Below are 22,805 nucleotides of genomic sequence, written 5' to 3'. Positions count from 1 at the left end.
GTTATTCCTTTACTTGTAAAATAAGTTTGCCAAAGTTTTCACCATTAAATAACATCATTAGCGTCTCTGGGAACGTCTCAATCCCTTTGACGATATGATCTTTTACAGTGATATCTCCTGCTTGAATCCAGCCGGCGATATCTTTCATCGCTACCGGGTACTCTTTGATATTATCAAACACGACGATGCCTTCCATACGCGCGCGATTGACCAGCAAAGATAGATAGTTGGCAGGGCCTTTGACCGCTGTCGTATTATTATACTGACTAATCGCACCGCAAATCACAATACGCGCATGGACATTAATTTGAGTTAAGACGTCATCTAGAATCTCGCCACCGACGTTATCGAAATATACATCAACGCCGTCAGGACATGCTTGCTTAAGCGCTTTTTTGACGTTCTCGTTTTTGTAATCGACCGCGGCATCGAAGCCTAACTCATCAATCAAAAACTGACATTTCTCAGGACCACCGGCGATACCAACGACACGGCAGCCTTTGATTTTGGCGATTTGGCCAACTAGGCCGCCGACAGCTCCCGCCGCTCCTGAGACCACTACCGTCTCGCCAGCTTTGGGCTCGCCGGTCTTTAGCAGACCGAAATAGCCGGTCATTCCTGGCATACCGAGTACGCCAAGATAATAAGGCAGCGGCGCTAGATTCGGATCGATCTTATACAAACCCTTGCCATCACTGACCGCATAGGACTGCACACCGTTATGACCAGAGACGAAATCACCAACGTTGAATTTGTTATTATTACTTTCGATGACTTCGCCAACCGTACCAGCGCGCATGACATCGCCTATTTGCACCGGCTCAATGTAGGATTTGGCATCGTTTAACCAGCCGCGCATCGCAGGGTCAATAGAGATATAATCAATTCTAATTAAGATCTTGCCATCACCAATACTAGGTACTTCGGTCTCGGTATAGTCCCAAGTATCGCGGCTCGGTTTGCCTGTCGGTCTCTCTTTGAGTCGCCACTGCTTATTGATCGGTGTATTTTCAGCTGTCATTATTTATTCCTTTAAATTAATTTTGTGTTCGTGCCATTTATCGAGTCTAAAACCACTCTACTTCCATATCGGTACAGACTGAATTATCGTTGTTTAATAAGTCAATATCACGCTGAATCGTTGGCAACTCCCAGTCGATAAAGTATTTGGCCGCTTGAATTTTACCATGGTAGAAGTTTTGCTTATCGCTCGCCTGTTCCTGAGCCAATAGCTGCTCAGCTGTGCTTGCTTGACGAATCCACATCCAGCTCACCACGATTGAGGCAAAGATATTCATCAATGCTTGCGCGTTACCCGTCAATGTCAGCGCTTTTTCGGTCGGTAGTATTTTGCTTAAATGCACAAGCACTTCATGCAAATGCTCAGTGTAAGGCATCAGCTTGCCTGCGAGCTTCGCCGACTCAGGCGTCGTGATACTTTGCAAGTCATTAGTAATCTCACGCTTAAGAACTTGCATCCCTAAGCCTTGATTTTGCCAAATTTTACGAAATGACAAATCAAGCGCCTGTACGCCGTTCGTGCCTTCATGAATAGGGTTCAGACGGTTATCACGCCAGAATTGCTCGGCATGATATTCGCGTGTATATCCGGCGCCGCCTAATACCTGAATGCCTAAATCATTGGCTTTGGGCCCATACTCTGATGGCCAAGCTTTGATCACTGGCGTTAATAAATCTAATAATTCGGATAGCTCGTTCTGTAGCGTGTCATCATCGCTGGTATTGATACGGTCAATTAAGTTTGAGCCGTACAGACACAATGCTATTGCGCCTTCGGTATAAGCTTTTTGCGCAAGCAGCATCCGCTTGACATCGCCATGATTGATAATAGCCGTAGCGTCATGCTCAGGCTTATTGTTCGGAGCGATACGGCCTTGGGTTCTGTCTTTAGCATAATCAAGCGAGTACTGATAGCCACGATAGCCGATCATCGCCGCGCCAAAGCCGACACCGATACGCGCTTCATTCATCATCTTAAACATATAGCGTAGACCAAAGTGCGGCTCGCCGACTAGGTAACCATAACATTCGCCTTTATCACCGAAGCTCAGCGCGGTAGACGTCGTACCGCGGTAGCCAAGCTTATGCAGCAGCCCTGTCAAATGTACATCGTTACGCTCGCCGATGGAGCCATCCTCTTTTAAGCGATACTTCGGCACTACAAAGAGCGAGATGCCCTTCACGCCGGCAGGTCCGCCTGGGATTTTGGCCAACACTAAATGCACAATATTGTCAGACAGCTCATGGTCGCCGCCTGAGATGTAGATTTTGCTGCCTTTAATGCGATATGAGCCGTCTTCTTGCTCGGTGGCAGTTGTTTTGATATCCGCTAGTGAAGAGCCCGCGTGCGGTTCGGTCAACGCCATCGTACCGGTGAACTCACCTGTCAGCATACGCGGCATAAAGGCATCTTTGACGTCCTCACTGGCAAAATGCGAGATAACATTGATCGCGGCTGTCGTCAAGAACGGATAAGCGGTAGTCGACGGATTCGCCGCCATAAAATAACCTGCGACTGCGGTCATTACCGTCTCAGGTAGCTGCATACCACCAACTTCAAAAGAGTAACGACCAGCGATAAAGCCGGAGTCACGAAAAGCATCAAAGGCGACTTTGACATCGTCGATCATGCTGACGGTTTTGCCATCGAACTGCGGCTCATCTTTGTCCGCGAGATGATTGTGCGGTAAAAACAAATCCGTCGCGATCTTATCTGCAGTATCTAGCACGGCATCAAAGGTTTCGCGGTTATGTTCTGAAAACTTAGTATGTTCAGTTAAACGCTCAACATCTAATACATCGTAGAGCTGGAAAGGTAGTTCATATTCGTTAATTAAAGTATCGGTCGCCATAATATTCCCTTGTTATTAAAGCTCATCATTAGCATTAGAGTAATCATAAGCTAAATTTTTGCTTTACCGTATTGTCATTTATGACATAATTGAGGTGAAAAACGACATTGGTATGACACTGGTATAAAGAGTGCCTGCATAATAATAGTCAATAAGGAGAGTAGCCAATGCCGCAAACCAAGCCCTATGAAGTGATTATCCTCGGATTTGATGGCGTGCTCGGTAGCGTGCTTTCAGGAGCGCTGGACTTGTTTTCTTTTACTGGCGTCAGCTGGCAGCGTTTTTTGGATTTAGAAGTAAAGCCAAAGTTTAAGGTGCAGATTGCAAGCCTTGGCGGTGTGGATATTACCGCCAGTAATCGGCTAGTGATTCAAGCACACTGCGATATCACTACAGTGAGCAAGTGTGACTTACTCCTTATCCCAACCATTGGCGACTCGATAGACAAGGTACTCAAACAAAACGCAAAGCTGCTACCGCATTTGCAGCGTTTGGCCGCAACTGAGGCTGATATCGCAAGCAATTGTAGCGGCGCTTTTTTTCTAGCTGAGGCAGGACTCCTCGATGGCAAAACCGCGACTACCCATTGGGGCTACGCTGATAAATTTAAAAGTGATTACCCCTTAGTTGACTTACAAGACAATCAGTTTGTCACTCAATCAGGGAATATATTTTGCGCGGCAGGAGGGAGCGCTTTTTATGATTTAGCACTGCTACTCATTGAGCGTTATTGCGGCCGCGAGGTCTCAACGCAAGTAGCCAAGACTCAGATTATTGATAGCAAAAGAGGCAGTCAAAACAGCTATACCAACGTGACGCTGCATAAGCCGCACGGCGATACACTAGTCAAACAAGTGCAAGAGTATATCGAAAACAACTTCGCTCAGCCGCTACAAGTCAGTGATTTAGCTACCATTGTCAATGTCACGCCGCGTACGCTGAATAGACGCTTTCAGACCAGTATCGATATGCGCCCTATTGAATATATTCAAGCAGTGCGAATTGAGCAGGCCAAGAGGCTGCTTGAATCACAAGCCGTCACTATCAAGTCGCTTGCCTATCAGGTTGGCTATAGCGATCTTTCCTCATTTACCCGGCTTTTTAAGCGAGCGACCGAGCTGACGCCAAAGGAGTATCGAGATAAGTTTTCGCGGCTAGCGATTTAAAGACGAAGTCTTGCAAGCCGCAAATTTAGGTTTTATAGCTGTATTCAATATAGCTGATCCAAAAATTAACGCACTAAAATCACCGGTGAGACTGTACTCGCCAAAATCTCAGTCGTCGTACTGCCTAGGAACATCTGCTGCCATTTAGAATGACCATAAGCGCCAATCACCATAATATCGATATGATGTTCTAGTTGAAAATTGAGTAGGCCATTGACCGCATCGCCTTGCGGCAGATGATGACAGTCAATACTATAGCCTGCATTTAGTAACTCTGCAGCGGCCGCGGATAGGCTATTTTTGGAAGTGCTATCGTGATTACCCACCATCACTAAGTGGCCTGGTAGCTTTTTTAGCACTTCGCTCTTAGCGATGCGTTTGATGACTTTGATAGCAGTTTTACTCGCGTCAAAAGCAATCATATAACTGCTTGGCTCTTGAAACGGCTCTGAACAAATCAAAATGGGTACATTCGATGCGCGCGCAACGGTTTCGATTTGACTGCCAATATTGATGCGGCTATTTTTGTGGTCCTCACCGCGGCGCCCCATGACGATCGCTCGGTTCATATCACTGAAATGCTCGATAGCAGGTAATAGCTTGCTATGACGCTGATAGATATCAACGGCGACATCGAAATGGCTATTGATATAGCTTTTTGCGTCATTCACCAAGGCGGCGCTATAATTGTTAGCCACCTTGGCTCGGCGTTCATCTATCTCCGACAACTCCTGTAATAGAATCTGACGACTGTCAACGCCAATGGTCCCTGAGAGGTCACGCCTAACTGAGGCTGGCACTTCGATTGTATTCAACAAAGCAACCGGCAGACTCAGCCGATTAGCGTACCATGCGGCGTAACCACAAATGGACTCGGTCACTGCCGAGCCATCAATACAAGCTAAAATATGTTGCGTCGCCATAATTTATCCTTAAATGCGCTGAGTGCATTATCCTAATATTGATACTCATATTTATAGCAGATTATTAACCCGTATTGATAGTATTTCTAAAATTTAAAACAAATATCTAATCTCTGATTTGTAATTGCTGCCAGTCTTCTCGGCTTATTCTATGTAGTACATGCGGCGCAAGCGGATGATTGGCGTTTAACATAGGGTGATCAAAGACCTGATTAGTATTAGTCATTCCTAAGCGCTGCATCAGGCGCTGTGACGGCTGATTGCTTATAGAGGTAAAGGCGACTACCTCCTCAAGAGCTAAGACGTCAAAAGCGTATTTTAGCGCGGCCTGTGCGGCCTCTAACGCGTAGCCGTTACGCCAATAGTCTTTATGCAGGCGCCATGCAATCTCTACACCTGTAAAAGGCATATCGGCGTGAATCTGATTTAACCCCACCATGCCAATAAAGGTATCAGCAGCACCCTCTTTAAGACTAACGGCCCAAAACCCCCAGCCGTTATCCTCAATCAGTTGTTGGCATTTATTGGCGATGAGATTACTTGTCTGTTTAGAGAGTACCTTAGGAAAATACTGCATGACTTCGCTATCCGCATTCATCTCGGCAAAAACTGGCAAATCACTAGGCTGCCATTGCCTTAACAGCAAACGTTCGGTTGCTAGCGTCGCAGTCGGTTTTATCATAGTTTGAAACCGCAATTAAGGTGGGTTTTGGGCTAGAGGAAGAATGGACTAAAAAATTATAGATAAATTGTTTACACCGTTTGAATCGCTTTAAACACTGACTCTATAACTCAAATCACCCGCCTCATCACCCGTCATTCCACGAAAACCCCAACAATGCGCAGGCTGCTCTTTAATGGTAATCTCAACATCGATCGTCTTGATACCAAGCTGAGATTCAATCTGCTGAAATAACGCTTTGATGAGCGCTTTTTGCGTGGCCATCGTCCGCCCTGCCATTATGTTGATTTCGATGACGGTATAAGCCGCTGACCGATCACTAGGATAATAAAAATCTTCCGCATTAAGCGGTACAAAACGCTGAGCCTTTTTGCCTTCTGGCATCCCTAGTACCGACTGCATACAGTAAGGTAGCAATAGTCATAAAATCATCCTTGATAGTGGTATATTAACGGTAAAAAGTAAGTACGTTCAGTTTGTCATCCACTCTTTACTACAAATAACTTCTTTAGCTAAAAACAAAGCAGACAAACATAGTTGCAAAAATAGCTGGGTTAAGCAATAACGATCTATACAACCTTAAGGTCACATTAAACTCAATAAAACTCTAAGACAATAAGCTCATTATATATTGAGAAAACTTCAAAAAAAGTAACGTAAGCTAAATAAACCGCTATGGTAGCAGATAGACTATTATTATGGTCTAAATAATACGCTTAGAGGTCAGCTATGAACATCTTAATTGCGCCCGACTCCTTTAAACAAAGTCTTGAAGCTCTAGAGGTCTGCCGGGCTATAGAATCTGGGTTTAGGCAAGTATTTACGGATGCTACCTACACGCTACTACCAATGGCTGATGGCGGCGAAGGCACTACTGCAGCGCTATCCTACGCGCTTGAGGGGCGCTGGATAACGACCAAGGTGCATGACCCTTTAATGAGAGCTGTTGATGCAAATTACTTGCTGCTAGCGGATAACACCGCGGTGATAGAAATTGCAGAAGCTTGCGGTTTAGCCTTATTGACGAGTGCCGAGCAAAACCCCTTAATAACGAGTAGCTACGGCGTAGGCGAACTTATCTTGGATGCGTTAGAGAACGGTGCACAGCGCTTTATCATAGGTTTGGGCGGTAGCGCTACTAATGACGCAGGCCTTGGTATGCTTATGGCTTTAGGCGTTAGATTTTATGATGCGAATGATAATGCGTTAACCCAAGGCGGCGCGCAATTAGCCAATGTGCAGCGTATCGATACCTCTACCTTACACCCAAAAACTAAAGCGTTACTGGCACAAAGTACGCGCCCTTTTGCAGTCGCCTGTGATGTAACTAACCCTTTATGCGGCGTCAATGGAGCTAGTGCTGTCTTCGGTCCACAAAAGGGCGGGAACGACAAGCAAGTCGCTATTTTAGATAAAGCACTAGCGCATTTTGCCCATATTTATGCACAGCAAAACATGCAAGATGATAATGATGACTATCAAAAAGTAGCAGGTGCTGGAGCGGCAGGTGGATTAGGGTTTGCGTTTATGGCTTTTCTTGATTCAGAGCTGCAATCCGGCTTTGATCTTATCGCTAAGGCTACGCGTTTATCAGCGCATATTGCTAAGGCTGACTTGGTCATTACTGGAGAAGGAAAGCTCGATGCTCAGACCATGATGGGGAAAGTCGCTAATGGTGTTGGCCTGATGGCAAAAGCGCAAAATAAACCGGTCATCGCAATCTGCGGTGCGGTTGACCATGAGGACTATCATAAAAGCGCTCATAATGAATCTGCCATGAACACTTTGTTCGCTGTGGTAATGCCTAGTATTCAGCAGCTTGCGCCTATTGATGAGGTATTCAATAGCGCTTATACCAATATCGAGACCACTGCTCTAAATCTTGCCGCAGCGATGCGTTTAGGGGAAAAACTGAACTAGGCCGCTGCTAGTCAGACTTTTAGTAGCGCATCCAAAAACAGTCTTATAATAAAACACCCCTTAGCTAAGCAATAACTAAGGGGTGTTTGTTACTCAGTTTTATACTAAAAAAACTTACTTAATGCGCATATCACCCGTCTCAACGAAACGCTGATGCCAAGACAAAGACTCTTCTAAGATATGCGGCGTTTGCATGCCGGCATTTTCAGCGGCAGAAGCACGATCGAAGTAATCTTGCAGCATCGGACGATAGTCTGGATGCGCGCAATTATCGATAATTGCTTGCGCGCGCTGACGTGGCGCTAAACCGCGTAGATCTGCCAAGCCCTGCTCAGTGACGATTACCATGACGTCATGCTCAGTGTGATCATGATGCGAGACCATCGGCGTAATACAAGAAATAGCGCCGTCTTTCGCCGTTGACGGGCTGACAAAGAACGAAGTGTAAGCGTTACGGGCAAAGTCTCCTGAACCACCTAGGCCGTTCATCATGCTCGTACCCATAACGTGAGTCGAGTTGACGTTGCCGTACAGATCGCACTCAATCATCGCATTGATCGCAAGCACACCTAGGCGACGTGAGACCTCAGGATGGTTGGTAATCTCTTGTGGACGTAGTACGATGCGCGCGCGCAGCTCTTCGATATTGGCATTAAAAGTCTCTAGCGCTACTGGGCTTAACGATAGCGCTGTCGCCGAAGCCATCGTCATTTTGCCAGACATAATCAGATCGAGCATACCGTCTTGTAGTACTTCGGTATAACCGGTTAAGTTCTCAAACGGACTATTCTCAAGTCCAGCTAGTACTGCATTAGCGACGTTACCGACGCCTGATTGGATCGGTAGTAGATTCTTCGGCATGCGGCCTTTTTTGACTTCCTCATGGAAAAAATCAATGATGTGGCTGGCGATTTTGTTTGATTTTTCGTCCGGATCAGCGAACTTACTGTTACGATCTGGCGAGTCAGTTAATACCACAGCGACCACTTTATCTAAATCGCAATGTAAGTAGGGTACACCGATGCGGCCACCTGGAGTGACTAGCGGAATTGGCTTACGATTGGGCGGCATACCGATATCGTTAAAGACATCATGCATACCCTCAAGCATTAAGCTCTGCTGAGCATTAACTTCTAGGATAATCTTATCGGCATTTTCAAGCCAAGCATTACTTGTACCAATTGAGGTCGATGGAATCAGGCGACCGTCAGGCAAGATACCAGCCACTTCTACCACCGCCATATGCATATCACCATAAAAGCCTATGGTGCTTTGCTGAGCGACGTGTGATAAGTGCATATCAAAATAAAAGGCTTTACCCGCGTTGATTTGCTTACGCAAGGCTGGCTCTGATTGATACGGCGTACGCCATTTGATGCCGTTAGCCTCTGCTAATACACCGTCACATTCGGTAGCAGTAGAGGCGCCCGTTAATAAACCAATTTGAAAGTCTTCACCGCGAGCGTGCGCCGCTTCCATGTGCTTAGCAAGGGCAGCTGGAATAGCTTTTGGATAGCCCGCCCCTGTAAATCCGCTCATACCAACATTCATATCGTTTTTGATAAAGCGAGCTGCTTCCTCAGCCGACATGATTTTTTTGTTTAGTCCTTCGTGCAGTACGCGACCTTCATGATTCATTGAACTCATATTATTTTCCTTCAACTTCCTTATTAAATTAAACTCTTAATACAGTAATAAGAGCGTGTAAAAACGACGCTACAAATGCAGCGTCCGTTTCATATTGAAAAACTAAGTCCTGGCTGTCGTATCAATCTTGCTTTGCTAACAAGGTCGTTAGCAGCTCATCGATTTCAACCTTAAATTCTTTATCTTCGCTTTTATTCGCGGCGATTTTAGCATTCTGCAGATTTTCGATAGCTTTATCGGTTTGATTTAATTCAATTTGCAAAACTGCCATCGAAAAAGCTATCGAAGCTAAGTGATCCTTGGCATTGATAGCTTGCGCTTTGGCTAGTGCTTTATCATAAATAATAAGTGCTGCATCAAGATCTTCGGTAAAATCTGCCAATGTCTCCCACTGCTCGGGATGATCTTTATCCGTATCTTCATTGTCCACACAGAGCGCTTTTAGCTCAGCATAAAACCCGTCAAAGGCGGCTTGATCGCCTATTCGGTCTGCTTCTAACAGCTCTTCAGCTAACAGATAGATAGCCTTATAAATCTTCGTATTGATTTTGCGATTGCTCATCAGCGGGACTCTTAACTCTGTAACTCAGGATAGATGACTTTAGTGTCAAATCTTTTAGTAGAAGTCGCTTTATTAAAAAAGACAGGATAGCCGGTATCATGTCTTTTCAGCTCAGCTGCTACCTACTCAGCTGCGATAGCGATCATCTCAACGAGTAACTCGGGGCGCGCAAGAGCAGACTCACCGCAAGCACGAGCTGGTGGCTGCACCCCTTCAAACCACTTATCATAAACCTCATTCATCGCGGCAAAGTCTGCCATATCCTTAATCCACACGGTCACCGAGAGAAGTTTGGATTTGTCACTACCGACTTCGTTGAGTAAGCTCTCAATCTTCTCTAAGCAAGTGAGCGTTTGCGCTTTGATATCGTCTTCCGCGTTGCCGACTTGACCACACAGATAAATGGTCTGATTGTGAATGACGGTTCTGCTCATACGCTGAGTGCTATGGAGCTTCTTAATCATGGGTTGTCCTTAAGTTATTAAGCAAAATTTATTGAGCAGATGATTAAAACACCAGTCATCAATAGGGCAAGCCAAATGGCGGCTAAAAATATAGCGTTATTTTTTGGTGAAACGCTGAGCATTAAATGGCGCAACATCCACAGTCAACGGCTTGTTATGGATCAGCTCTTCAACTAGGCGACCAGTGATAGGCCCTAAGGTGAAGCCTTGATGACTGTGCCCAAAAGCAAACCATAACTTGTCGTGCTTATCGGCAGGTCCGATAACCGGTTTCATATCTGGCATACAAGGACGCGAGCCGGCCCACGCCTCGCTCTCTACCGCGTCTTCTAAAGGTAGAATTTTGCGAGCCAGCTTGAGTACGGTCTTGAGTTGGCCGAAGTTCTTTGGCGCGTTCATCGTCGTCATCTCAGCGCCCGTCGTGATACGAATGCCTTGCTGCATCGGCCCCATGACAAAGCCTTTATCCATATCGAACATACTATGATGAATGGTATTTTTTTCATGGAGTTTAAAATGCTGATGATAGCCGCGCATAGGGAATAGTGGCAGAGTATAGCCCAGTGGTTTTATCAGCTCATTGGACCAAGGACCTGCAGCAATGACCAGATTATCACTATAGTAAGTGTCGGTATCAGTGACCACTTTCCAGCCCTGAGCCTCATTACTGTTGTCAGGCTGAATCTCGGTGACATTGCTTTCAAGTATCGAGCCGCCCATCTGCTCGAAGTTCTTAGCGTAAGCTTTGACTAGGAAGCTTGGGTTAGACACCTGCCAAGAGTTTAACCAATGAATAGCGCCGACAAAACCGTCAAAATTAGCATTTGGTTCTAAGGCTTTTAACTCTTCTAAGCTGAGTACTTTATGCTCTACGCCTTGCGCGCGGTCGACTTCAGCGGTATCGGCAGCGGCTTTTAGTGTCTCTTTTGAGCGATGCAGCTGCAACCAACCATCACGAGTGATAAGCTCATCAGCGCCAGATGCCTCAATCATCGTTTGATGCTCGCTAGTACAATGCGCAATCAAGGTTTGCCATTCACTCTCAATCTTCTTGACTGAGGCCGGCGATGAGTACTTCCAGTACTGTAATAGCGCCTGATGGTAACGCAGAATAGCCGGAACTCGGTAGCGTATATCGGTGCCTTGATTGGGCAGGACGCGAAACACTTCAGTAATCTGACGCGGAAAAGGATGGGTATGGATAGCTTCGCGTTGAATAAGACCAGCATTACCATACGAGGTCTCAAGACCTGGCAGCTTTCTGTCGAGCATTAGTACTTTAGAATTGTTCTTTTGTAGATGCCAAGCAGTTGAGGTGCCGACCATGCCCGCACCAATAACAATAACGTCATAACGCATAACATACCCTTCAAATAGTAAAAACCATGCCGTAGTAGCAGTTTTTAGGTAGATGAGACAGAAAATTTAAAGTGGTTATGGTAACGCATTATAGCGAATATTAAAGCACTAATTAACAATAAATTTTTCAATGAATTACTTTTAGTTATATACAAATATAAATCTAATAACTTAAAGATATTCTAGCTATTTTTTTAAGTGTATTTGAGCAGTATTTAGGCAGTATCTAGATAGTATTGGCATTAAAAGCAGTGAGTCTTTATTGCTAAATAATAAACAAGTAAAGTATAGAACTAAGCTTATAGAGCACGGTATAAAAACACCTATCCTACCACCATACTGGATCAGCACTCGCCAGCGCCGCGAGCCCTTTTAGTGATGACTTCACCTCGACCTTATCTGCGGGCAGCTCGGCGATAAACCTTGAGGGCTTATCAAAATAGCCAGAATAACTGGCGAAGTAATCCGGCGCGGTTAAGTAGAGTTTATTTTTGGCACGGCTGCAGGCCACATAAAACAGCTTACGCTCCTCTTCTAACTCCTCAAAATCATCTAAAGATCGATGATGCGGCGTCATGCCATCAACAAGTGAATTGACAAACACTATCGGCCATTCAAGTCCTTTAGCGCTATGAATGGTTGAGATAGTGACCTTATCATTGTCATCGTCCTCAGGCTTATCGACCGCCGCGACAGAGTCGTTGGGCGGATCAAGCGCTAGGTTTTCTAGGAAGTCATCGAGACTATTGTGCTCATTGGCTAGGTTTTTTAGCACGCGAAAGTCCTCACTGCGCTCGCGCCAATTCTCCTCGGCCGTCTTTAAAATAGGAATGTAAAACTCTAAAATCAGCTCAATAGTCGTCGCGACCGACTGCGCTTGTTGCGCTTTACTTAGAGTCATATATAACGGCTCAAGCTGCGGACTTTTTTTACTAAATTTCGGTAATAACAGCGGCTCAAACGAGTTGTCAGCGCCATTGATAGCTTGTGTGAGACGCGTGGCGGTGACCGCCCCTACCCCTTTAAACAAGGTCAATATACGGTGCCAAGCAATGGTGTCGTTGGGGTTATACAGGATCTTGATAAAGGCAAGGACGTCTTTGACATGGCGACGCTCAACGAACTTGATGCCGCCGACAACAATAAACGGAATACCGCGCTCCATAAATTCAAGCTGCACGTAGTTGGACTGAAAAGAGGTGCGGCACAGTACCGCATAATCGCTGTAATCATAGTCGACTTTGTGCGCGGCGATTGTATCGGCGATATATTTCGCCTCTTTTGTCTCATCACTAGCGCGGCTAAAGACCGGCTTATCACCGGTTATGCTAGCGTTTGAATAAAGTTGCTTTTGATAGCCCAAGGTGATTTGCGCAGATAAGGCATTGACATAGTCGAGCACAGCTGGGGTGCTACGATAGTTTTGCTCAAGCTTAATCAACTTCGCCTCAGGGTAAGTCTCGCCAAAGAGTAGGATATTCTCGTAATTAGCGCCGCGAAAGGCATAGATACTTTGATTGTCGTCACCGACGACCATCAGTGATACTGAGGCCGGGGCGCAGATCAGATCGATCAGCTGCTTTTGCGGAATATTAGTATCTTGATATTCATCGACCATCACGTAGCGATAACTCTCTTGTAGCAGCTGGCGAAATTTATCATTGGTTTTTAGATGACGCACCACTTGACTGATAATATCATCAAAATCGTATAAGTGATTGGCACGCTTATATTCATGAAAATCAATCGCCAATTGCTCGATGATCGGAATATGCATGGCGATATCAGGATAATTGTCCTCAACCAGCTCAGAGATAGGGATACGCCGATTTCTAGAGGTCGAAAACAGATTTTGTAAGGTGCGCTTACGCGGAAACGCTTGTTTCTTGGTTTGCACCGGGTACTTTTTTTCTTTGTATATCAGATCTATAGCGTCCTCGCTATCGCCAGTATCCAAAATTGTAAAGCGCGGATTGATACCGAGCAGACCTGAATACTGACGCAGCAGCCTGTTACAGAACGAATGAAACGTGCCGCTAGTGATATCGTTAAGCGCTTTGCTAGTTGGTGCTATATGAGTAGACAGAGCATCTTCAGATAACTGCTCATCCGTCAGGCTATTGGTTAACAAGGCTTTAGCGCGGCTTTTGATCTCATTTGCCGCTTTACGGGTAAAAGTTAAGAGCAGGATTTGCTTTGCTGCAACGCCGTTCTCGAGCAAATAACTGGTACGGTAAGTGAGAGTTTTGGTTTTGCCGGAGCCGGCTCCCGCGATCACAAGTACTTTACCCTCGATAGTCGTTGCTGCTAACAGCTGATTGGGATTGAGCTCACTGGCATAATCAACTTTTAACTCACTGCTCATAACGATATCAGTATCGCTATCGGCGTCAATCAAATTAGCCTCAAGCTTTTTTATCGCTTGCTGGAGCTGCTCGAGTTTGGGTTTGATATCAGCGAAGTTTTGCGGATAGTGATAAGTTTCAGTATTAAAGACAGTGGTTTGCATGATTGGCAATACCCTTTTGCTTAGTCGTTTTGGCTCTATAGCTCTATGATTTGGCTTGACGATGTTTTGGAGTTTGGTCTTTACTATAGCGCTCAATATGAAAAGCTGATCATCAATACTATCAATGACCAGCTCCAAAACCAATAACTAGAAATAATCAACAACCATAATTAAAACTACGCTGATATTAACGTCCTAGTACGGCACGCGGATCGATAGGATTACCATTGAGACGCACTTGGAACTCTAGGCCGACTTGATTGGTCTGCCCGCTGCTACCCATCGTTGCGATACGTTGTCCGCTTTGGACTTGCTCGCCCTCGCTTACTAACAGCTGACTATTATGAGCATAAGCGGTAATGTAGTTATCGCTATGACGAATCATAATCAAGTTACCATATTCTTCTAGCCCATTACCTGCATAAAGCACGGTACCGCTTTGGCTTGCCTGCACCGGATCGCCCTCTTGGCCTGCAAACCACATACCCATATTACCGCCTGCTGCATCAAAATTGCGGATGACTTGGTTTTGGCTAGGATATAGGTAGCCTGAGGTAGAAGTGGCTGTGTTCTGATAAGCTGGCACTGTAGAAGGCGCTGGTACAGGATTAGGGTTGTACGTTGGACGAGATTGGACAGGCTGACGATTGTTGACATTATAAGTAGTATTAGTAGCCGCTTGACTGCCTTGCCAAAGCTTAAGCCACTGACCACTATAGATCGTGTATTTACTATCTAGGTTATTGATCGCGCCGATTTGACGATAGTTCAGACCATAGCGCTGTGCAATTTGACTGACAGTATCGCCGCGCTTAACCAGATGATAATTAGGCACGCCTTGGCTATTGGTGACAATCGTGGGACCGGCAGCGCTGCTGCTCTGATAAGTCGGTTTGGTCGCGCAGCCGCTCATAGCAAGCGTCGCTACGCTCAATGAGCTAACAAGGGCGGTGGTTAGTGTTGACTTACGAGTAAGCTTCTTCATAAAATTTTCCTATAGTTCATGTACGCCATGCTCTTCATGGACAGGATGGACAGGCTATAAATTAATGATTAAACGGCAATTAAACGAACAAGTGCTTATAGTGATGAATACTCATGTTTACTGATATTTCGATTGCTGATAGTTTGGTTACTACTATTGTTATGAGCGCTAATCAGGCACAAGTGCAGCATCGCTTTTATAATGCTAAAGTCGATAACGTCTCTAAGCTCTCAAGCGGTGTATGGTGCAATCTGACCGGTGACAAGCTCACATATCGCTCTGCCAACGCCTGAGCATCGGTAACATTATTGGTAATATCGTGATTATTGTGACGCTGATTCGCTGCAGTTGATCGTGCTAAGCTTGTTTGCGTTTCTGCAGTCGCTTCGTTTAACTCAGTCTCTAGGGGCGTGTGCACCGACTTACGCAAGCACAGCCAATAAGCATCGCGGCCGCGTGGATCGATGATATGATGTACCGGTTTGGCAATTTGGCTATGGGTCAAGCAAGTCAGCCTACGCCCTTGGATATCACTCGCCTGCTCAACATCAGGAATATTGACGTTGAGCACATGATACGGCATGGCTTTGAGCGCAGTTAGGATACCCGTCTCAGTGATAAGCTTGACGATCTCTGCAGCGGCTATGGTATAGTGACTTGCTTCATCATCGAGACTACCTTGATCGGCATTACTAGCGCCGCCTGCCAGTGAGGTTGCAATAGCAGGCACGCCGAAGACTTGAGCCGTTAACGCAGCGCCAAAGGTACCAGAGAATAAGACGTCTTGACCAAGGTTGGCTCCAAAATTAATCCCAGTAATGACGCAGTCGAAGCTCACATCACAGTAGAGCTCATGCAGCGCCAAGTATATACAATCAGCCGGCGTACCATTAACAGCGATAAACCCTAGAGCGGTTTTTTGGGTATATAAAGGTTGCGTGATACGTAAGGCACTAGCAGAACCGCTTTGCTCAGAATCAGGCGCGACCACGTACACCTCTGCAATCTCAGAGAGCGCACGGTATAACGCTAATAACCCTGGAGCATGTACCCCGTCATCATTACTAATCAAAAACTTCATATTGGCTGAACATACCTAATAGGGTTTGGTGAGTCATAACTTGTACTATTTATTTTTATAAAATAACGCTATCCTTGCCGCATCAAACCAATAGTTGAATAAAGCAAAGAGTCAAAACATAGCGCTATTATAATATAAAATGACAAACTAAGGCTTTATCCTTGAGATGTCAAATAGATTGAGCGAGTAAATTTTTAGCGACTCTAGCAGCTATACTAAGAGCCCCTACTCTTCGAGCTATTATTTGGCTTATGGATAGATTAAATCTCAATAAACATGATGTAAGATAACAATAATAAGCTATCGGTTAATGTTAGGGTAACCTATTTAAATATACTACCGCTATGTTGCTATAAAACGCCTTTAGCTCACAATACATCTACAGATCGACTCATATTTTATGTGACATTTTATGCTTTTACTATTACCATGATACCACTCAATACTGTTAAGCGAGCGTGATACCGGATGACTAATAAATTGATACTCTCTACTCTTTTTGTTGCCAAAAAAATGGCTTCTAAAGTTGGCATTGCCAGTCTCATCATGTCCGCTGCGATGTTGTCTCAAGTTAGCCAAGCAGCCGATAATGTAGCCACTACTATTCCTCTTGATATGTCTGGCATGAATATTACCAAGCATGAAATTGCGGTTATGCAAGTACTATCTGAGATCTGCCCCTCGATGCTCAATGGTCAGCAAAAACAGCGCTTTTATAAGTCTTATAACGTACAGCTTCAAGAGCTGATGCCTACATTAGAAGACCCTAAAGCCGCTATTCAATATTTGTCTACTCAGCAAGACTACCGTCAAATCCTGCAAGGTATTCGCAGTTGGACGATGGGGTTTTCAAAAAGTGAAAACAAAGCACTTTGCCAAGATTTAGCTGATGCCCCTTATTAATGTCTTTATCATTCAAATACTTTGAGATAGATATTGCATCTTACTGATGACGATTTATGTTTTTAGCAACTTGATCAATGATTACCCAATTGGCGATTACTTAAAAAAGCTTGTCGGCGCTACTCTCAACTTTTGAGACGCGCTGCAAGCTTTTTTTTAGCGGACTGCTTTTTTAGGCTTGTAGACAAAAAGCTGTTTTTAGCCTCATAAAGTCTCGGCAATACTAAGGCATTATTGACTAAACCTGATAAATTTAATCAATACCGCTATCTACTATTGCCGCTTATAGGTTTTTCGATTATTCTTGCAAGCAGCAATCGCTATCACTGCTATCGCTAAGCGGGTTATGGCGCTATGATAGCTCTGATATAGCTTTTTTAGCACTTCCTAAACAAGCCCATATTCTTTGTTTTATCTCCTTTATCATACTAGATTTTGTGCTCTATACTCACTGTATGGTTATGATAAGGGTTCATTTAATGTCTATTCAAAGCAGCTTGCAGACGGTTTTGCGGTTCATTTACGATAGATACTTTTGGTTTTATGATGTGGTGTAATAATTTATGACAGTTAAGCGTGTAAAACAACAGCTTGTACAATTAGTAATCGGTGTTAGTGTCTCAATCGGTGCAGTAGCCGCCAATGCCGCCATTCAACCACCGACCATGGACAATACCGCTTACGTATTGATGGATTACAACACCGGCGAGATATTGGCACAGAAAAACGCCAACCAGCCATTGCCTCCCGCTTCATTGACCAAAATGATGACCAGTTACATCATTGAGCAGCGTCTGGCTTCAGGCGACTTGAGCGAAGATGAGCAAGTGCTGATGAGTGAAAATGCTTGGTGCCGCGGCAGTAGCAGCCAGTCTTGTATGTATGTGCCGGTGAATCAAACAGCCAGCGTTATCGATATGCTGCGCGGAATCATTATTCAATCGGGTAATGATGCCTCAAAGGCTATGGCCGAGCACATTGCGGGTAGTGAATCTTCGTTTGCGATTTTGATGAATGAGCAAGCGCAAAAACTAGGTATGGAAAATACCAACTTCATGAACTCCACTGGTATGCCAGATGAAGGTCATGAGGCTTCTGCACTAGATTTAGCTAAGCTTGCCCGCGCTATCATAAAAAATAGCGGCGAATACTATGATCTGTATGCTGAAAAAGAGTTTACTTATAATGGCATCACCCAAGGCAACCGTAACGCCTTACTCGCTACAGACCCTACTGTCGATGGTCTAAAGACCGGTCATACCAATGCAGCCGGTTACTGCTTAGTTGCGTCAAGCGAGCGTGATGATATGCGTCTAATATCAGTAATCATGGGTACTAAGAGTGCACAAGATCGAGCTGATCAGTCGCGCGAGTTACTTAATTGGGGCTATGGTCATTTTACTACCGTCACCAAAGCCCCGGCGGGTCAATTCGTCAGCAAGATACCTGTCTGGTTCGGTGAAGCAGAAGAGATTGAGCTTGCAACCGCAGACAACCTAAAAATACTAACGACTAAAACACAAAAAAATAAAATCACCACCGTGGTTGATATTCCAGAGAGTTTAGAGGCGCCTATCACTAAAGGCCAAGAAATCGGTAAAATGATGGCAGTCATTGAAGGCAAGGCCGTAGCTTCGACCCCTATTATTGCTACTAATGATGTAGAACAATCTGGATTTTTTAGTCGTATGTGGCAACATGTAGTACGCTGGGCACAGAACTTATTTTAATCTGTAACGGCGGACTATATGGAATCTTAGTCAAGTATTGACTTGACTGTAATATCAAAAAACGATAAAGAAAATAGACGCTATACTCTTTTCAAAGGCCAGACTTTATCGGCTTAGCCTTTAAAAAACTTAGCCTTTGAAAATCAGTACCTAGCGTCTTTTTTTATCAACTTATAGAGTGTTTTACTGTCCTCAGTAGCTGGATAGCAGAAGTCTACCCCTGCAGCTTTCAGTGAGTACTCAAAATTATCTAAATTATCTTGCTTGTGCGGCGGATACCAATAAATAATTAATACTCGGTAGCGACTTTCTTCAGCGCGTATCAGCCGCGCCATTTGTATTGCCTTTTCTGGTAGCACCTCTTGGGTGATCATCACCATATCTACTTGAGTCTTACTGAGTTTTTGTAGGACTGATAATTCATGCTGCTTGGCACTGACTGTCGCACCAAAGCCGCGTAGCTGCTCGGCTAACACTCCTATATCCTCATTATAGTAACAAAGGATACTTAACCCGGCGAATGGCTTTTGCGAATAGCGCGACTGACTTTGATAAACGCTTTGTAGCGGGAGAATCACGGTAAATTGACTACCTACATTGGGCTCACTTGCAACGTCGATAGACCCTCCAAGTAGCTGTACAATCTGTGATAGCACCGGCAAGCCCAGGCCTACACCTTCATAGTGCCGAGTACCACTAGGATCGACCTGAAAAAACGGCGTAAAAATATCCTCAAAATACTTATTATCAATACCGATCCCTGTATCTTTCACCTTAATCTCCCAGCGCACACTAGTATTAAAATGCGTCAGCTGCGACTCAACGCTGATCTCACCACTGTCGGTGAATTTAATAGCGTTTTCAAGCAAAGCGGTCAGTATCTGCTTAATTTTATCGGCATCGCCTTTAAGCTTATAATCAATGTGATGAATGCGGCTAGTCAGCTCAAGTTCCTTTTGTTTTGCCGCTTCCTCAAACTCAGTAAACAAGTCTGATAATAGCTGCAAGGGATTAAACTCAGTCACATGAATACTCATCTGACCTTTTTCTATCCTATTGAGCTGAATGATTTGCTCAATCGTTGCCTCTAAACGCTGACTGCCTTTATGAATAATGGATAACGAATCTTTTTGCTCAGCACTAGCATACTGGCTCTCTAATAGCTGTAAGCCGCCCGCGATAGCATTCAGCGAGGTTTTAAGCTCATGAGTAATCATACTCTGAAAACTATTACGCTGCGTGTTGAGAGACAGGTCTTTATTATGTAACTGCTGCTCATAGGCTGCTAGAGAACGAAGCTTATCTTCCAGCACTTTTGAGCGATTAAATAAACTCGCCAATGCCAGCCTCATATCTCTAGTTTCTTTAAAGCTCAAGCGTTGCTGGATTACCGGTAGCTGCTCGGCGTCTGGGTTACTGACAACGATCTGACACACTTTGGCTAATTCCGTCGCACTATCGGCGACCCAAGTTAAACGGCGCAGCAGCAGCAACATACTGATTACTGTCGCGCCAATAATAATAAATAATAGCCAAGCGTTTTGATACAACCATTCGCTTCGTAGTTTATGGATATCTAAAGTGATATTAAGATAGCCAATCAAGACGTCTTGCGCTCCTAGAGGACTACTCTCTACTACGCTGCCACTGTTTACCCCATCGCTAGTACTAGTATCTATGCCACTGTTTGTCGCTGAGGGCTGATAGTAGCTACTCGTGCTCAGATAGCGACTGGTCACTGGCTCATTAAAGCTCATACTATCGGCAAACCAAGCATTATACCAATCACGGTTTTGCTGCTCGATATCGATTTTATCGAGCGCTAATACAGGTGAGTCAGAAGAATAAAACACGATACTGCTAAGCGTAGGGTCGCCGGCTAGCAAGATATCAACTTGCTGTGCCACTAGGCTTGCACCGTCTACAGTCGAGGCGCTATTGACGAGTAGCTCTGATAACTGCTGTACTTGCAGACGTTGCTGCTTATAGTGCTGCACAAAGCCATAATAAAAAGACAAAAAGCACATCACGATAACAATCAGCAACACGGCCTGAAAAACCGTGCGCCGAATAAGGGAAGAAACAGTTACTGAGGAGGGGTTACTCATATTACTCACTTGAGTCAAAAGAGCTTAGAGATCTAAGCGCTGACGATACAGCGCACGGTTATCAATCTGTCATACGCTCTATCATAAAATAAAAAAGCAAGGAATACGAATTACTCCTTGCCTTAACGAGCGCCTTTTGTTTATTACCAAGCTTCTAGCTATCAGCTATCAGCTATCAGCTATCAGCAATGATTAACGCTTGTTACTCTTTCTTTTATCACTCTTTTTGTCGCGCGAGGTGTACTTATGCGCACGATTACGCTCTCGTTGTTTGAGCTGTTGGGCTTTAGCTTTGGTAGGCGTGTCGCTCTTGTTGGCATAAGGGTTTTCGTTGAGCTTAAAGACGACGTTGAGTGGTGTGCCTTCAAGCTTGAACACTTGGCGAAACTGGTTTTCTAAATAGCGCTGATAGCTTTTGGGTAACGAGCCTGTCTGATTACCGTGAATTACAATTACCGGCGGATTATGTCCACCTATGTGAGCATAACGCAGCTTGATACGGCGACCTGATACGGTAGGCGGCGGATTAGCGGCAACCGCATCTTGCAGTATCTGTGTTAAACGGTTGGTTGACACTTCAAACATCGAGGATTTATAAGCTTTTAAGATAGAGGGATAAAGATTGCCGACACCTGTACCATGCAGCGCTGATATTAGATGCACTTTGACATAAGGAATGAAGCTAAAGCGGCGATCCATCTCAATCTTAATATAGTCCTTTTGCTCGACACTTAAGCCATCCCACTTGTTAATCGCGACTACCAACGCGCGGCCAGCATCAAGAGCATACCCTATCATATGTAGATCTTGGTCAACGATGCCTTCTTGCGCGTCAATGACAATCACTGTGACGTTTGAGTCTTCGATCGCTTGCAAGGTCTTGATGACAGAGAACTTCTCTACTTTCTCATCGATTCTACCGCGGCGACGCACGCCAGCGGTATCGATAAGGACATAGTTTTTGCCATCGCGCTGATAAGGGATATAAATACTGTCGCGCGTGGTGCCTGGCATATCATAGACCACTACTCTATCCTCACCGAGCAGTCTATTGACCAGCGTCGATTTACCGACGTTAGGACGACCAATAATCGCCAGCTTCAGACCATCTGGCTCTTGTAGGGTATCTTGCTCTGGCATGTCAGCAGTAATGACCTCTAACAAGTTACCGACTCCGCGTCCATGACTGGCCGCCATAGGGAAAGGCTCGCCTAAGCCCAAAGCATAAAACTCTGCCGGCGCAGCATCATGCACGCCATCGACTTTATTGGTGACCACGTAGACCGGCTTTCCTAAAGTATGTAAGAATTTGCCAATCTCGGCGTCAGCGCCAATCATACCTGCTCTAGCATCAACGACGAAGACGATAATATCAGCCTCATGAATAGCCGTATGCGACTGCTCAGACATATAGTCATCAATGTTACCACTGCCATCATCCGCCTCGCCAATACCGCCGGTATCTACGACAATAAAAGCTTTGTTTTCATACACCGCATCGCCGTATTGGCGATCACGAGTCAGTCCTGACAAGTCAGCGACCAAAGCTTGGCGACTTTTGGTGAATTGGTTAAATAAGGTAGATTTACCTACGTTTGGGCGACCGATTAAAGCCACTACAGGCTTGATACTCATGGGTTACTCTCGATAATAGTCATTAGCAGATAATAGCAGCAATAGGCTGGCCACTATCTTAGACTTAAATAAATAATGATAATAAATAAAATACAATAACTCGGTTAACAATAACCTTAACGACTCTAATCTGCAAACCACTCAGTGCTTGGCTTACTGTCGCGTTTCGGCCGCAATAAATAATAGGGCGCAAGAGTACGTCAAATCGCAGCTTTAAACAAGTTTTAAACCAGCTTCAATAAAAAGCACTAAACGCTG

The 22,805-nt window shown here is 44.9% G+C and carries 18 protein-coding genes; 4 read left to right on the top strand and 14 right to left on the bottom strand.

Annotated elements, in window-relative coordinates; translation table 11 throughout:
- Position 1 precedes the first annotated feature (1 nt).
- Together I3248_RS07620 and I3248_RS07615 are read right to left on the bottom strand one after the other, a co-directional pair.
- Complete coding sequence (locus I3248_RS07620; RefSeq protein WP_238063176.1) at positions 2–1,021, bottom strand: NADP-dependent oxidoreductase; 1,020 nt, start codon at positions 1,019–1,021, stop codon at positions 2–4.
- A 46-nt stretch (positions 1,022–1,067) separates the two neighbouring features.
- Positions 1,068–2,873, bottom strand: a complete 1,806-nt coding sequence (locus tag I3248_RS07615) for an acyl-CoA dehydrogenase (protein WP_025643697.1) — start codon at positions 2,871–2,873, stop codon at positions 1,068–1,070.
- A 167-nt stretch (positions 2,874–3,040) separates the two neighbouring features.
- Here I3248_RS07615 and I3248_RS07610 point away from each other — a divergent pair, with 167 nt between their 5' ends.
- Complete coding sequence (locus tag I3248_RS07610) at positions 3,041–4,039, top strand: helix-turn-helix domain-containing protein (RefSeq protein ID WP_238063175.1); 999 nt, start codon at positions 3,041–3,043, stop codon at positions 4,037–4,039.
- A gap of 65 nt (positions 4,040–4,104) precedes the next feature.
- Here the strand turns inward: I3248_RS07610 and I3248_RS07605 are convergent, their stop codons facing one another.
- From I3248_RS07605 to I3248_RS07595, 3 genes are all read right to left on the bottom strand, one after another.
- A complete protein-coding gene (locus I3248_RS07605) occupies positions 4,105–4,962 on the bottom strand; it encodes a universal stress protein (protein WP_201559220.1) in 858 nt (285 codons plus the stop codon).
- Between the two features lie 106 nt (positions 4,963–5,068).
- Positions 5,069–5,644, bottom strand: a complete 576-nt coding sequence (locus tag I3248_RS07600; protein WP_238063174.1) for a GNAT family N-acetyltransferase — start codon at positions 5,642–5,644, stop codon at positions 5,069–5,071.
- A 90-nt stretch (positions 5,645–5,734) separates the two neighbouring features.
- Positions 5,735–6,046 carry a tautomerase family protein gene (locus tag I3248_RS07595; protein ID WP_238063173.1) on the bottom strand — a complete coding sequence of 104 codons (312 nt, stop codon included), beginning with the start codon at positions 6,044–6,046 and terminating at the stop codon, positions 5,735–5,737.
- A 327-nt stretch (positions 6,047–6,373) separates the two neighbouring features.
- Between I3248_RS07595 and I3248_RS07590 the strand changes: the two genes are divergently transcribed.
- Positions 6,374–7,564 carry a glycerate kinase gene (locus tag I3248_RS07590; protein WP_238063172.1) on the top strand — a complete coding sequence of 397 codons (1,191 nt, stop codon included), beginning with the start codon at positions 6,374–6,376 and terminating at the stop codon, positions 7,562–7,564.
- Positions 7,565–7,678: 114 nt separating this feature from the next.
- Here I3248_RS07590 and I3248_RS07585 read toward each other — a convergent pair whose 3' ends face one another.
- The 7 genes from I3248_RS07585 to surE form a co-directional block, all read right to left on the bottom strand.
- Positions 7,679–9,202, bottom strand: a complete 1,524-nt coding sequence (locus tag I3248_RS07585; protein WP_238063183.1) for an acetyl-CoA hydrolase/transferase family protein — start codon at positions 9,200–9,202, stop codon at positions 7,679–7,681.
- Positions 9,203–9,332: 130 nt separating this feature from the next.
- The gene (locus I3248_RS07580; protein WP_037058521.1) at positions 9,333–9,773 is read right to left on the bottom strand and encodes a hypothetical protein; all 441 of its coding nucleotides are present in this window, start codon (positions 9,771–9,773) and stop codon (positions 9,333–9,335) included.
- 122 nt (positions 9,774–9,895) lie between these two features.
- Complete coding sequence (locus I3248_RS07575) at positions 9,896–10,234, bottom strand: RidA family protein (protein ID WP_025643704.1); 339 nt, start codon at positions 10,232–10,234, stop codon at positions 9,896–9,898.
- A 99-nt stretch (positions 10,235–10,333) separates the two neighbouring features.
- Positions 10,334–11,596 (bottom strand): FAD-binding oxidoreductase, encoded by a 1,263-nt coding sequence (locus tag I3248_RS07570; protein WP_025643706.1) that lies wholly within the window; start codon positions 11,594–11,596, stop codon positions 10,334–10,336.
- A gap of 328 nt (positions 11,597–11,924) precedes the next feature.
- The gene (locus I3248_RS07565; protein ID WP_238063170.1) at positions 11,925–14,105 is read right to left on the bottom strand and encodes an ATP-dependent helicase; all 2,181 of its coding nucleotides are present in this window, start codon (positions 14,103–14,105) and stop codon (positions 11,925–11,927) included.
- Positions 14,106–14,292: 187 nt separating this feature from the next.
- Positions 14,293–15,090, bottom strand: coding sequence for a peptidoglycan DD-metalloendopeptidase family protein (locus I3248_RS07560; protein WP_025643710.1), 798 nt, complete (start codon positions 15,088–15,090; stop codon positions 14,293–14,295).
- A 196-nt stretch (positions 15,091–15,286) separates the two neighbouring features.
- Complete coding sequence (gene surE, locus I3248_RS07555) at positions 15,287–16,171, bottom strand: 5'/3'-nucleotidase SurE (RefSeq protein WP_238063169.1); 885 nt, start codon at positions 16,169–16,171, stop codon at positions 15,287–15,289.
- Positions 16,172–16,639: 468 nt separating this feature from the next.
- On the opposite strand from surE, the gene I3248_RS07550 reads away from it, so the two are divergent.
- Positions 16,640–17,074: a hypothetical protein gene (locus I3248_RS07550; protein WP_238063168.1), complete on the top strand. Its 435-nt coding sequence runs from the start codon at positions 16,640–16,642 to the stop codon at positions 17,072–17,074.
- 563 nt (positions 17,075–17,637) lie between these two features.
- Positions 17,638–18,804, top strand: coding sequence for a D-alanyl-D-alanine carboxypeptidase family protein (locus tag I3248_RS07545; RefSeq protein WP_238063167.1), 1,167 nt, complete (start codon positions 17,638–17,640; stop codon positions 18,802–18,804).
- Between the two features lie 143 nt (positions 18,805–18,947).
- On the opposite strand, the gene I3248_RS07540 is transcribed toward I3248_RS07545, so the two are convergent.
- Both I3248_RS07540 and der read right to left on the bottom strand, forming a co-directional pair.
- Positions 18,948–20,912, bottom strand: coding sequence for a HAMP domain-containing sensor histidine kinase (locus tag I3248_RS07540; protein WP_238063166.1), 1,965 nt, complete (start codon positions 20,910–20,912; stop codon positions 18,948–18,950).
- Positions 20,913–21,104: 192 nt separating this feature from the next.
- Entirely contained in the window at positions 21,105–22,547 is a 1,443-nt protein-coding gene (der, locus tag I3248_RS07535) for a ribosome biogenesis GTPase Der (protein WP_238063165.1), read from the bottom strand.
- Between the last annotated feature and the right edge of the window lie 258 nt (positions 22,548–22,805).

The organism is Psychrobacter sp. Ps3 (genome assembly GCF_022129275.1).
Taxonomy (GTDB): Bacteria; Pseudomonadota; Gammaproteobacteria; order Pseudomonadales; family Moraxellaceae; genus Psychrobacter; species Psychrobacter submarinus.
The sequence above is the reverse complement of the archived record's forward strand: the minus strand, read 5'-3'. Positions and strand labels throughout refer to the sequence as shown.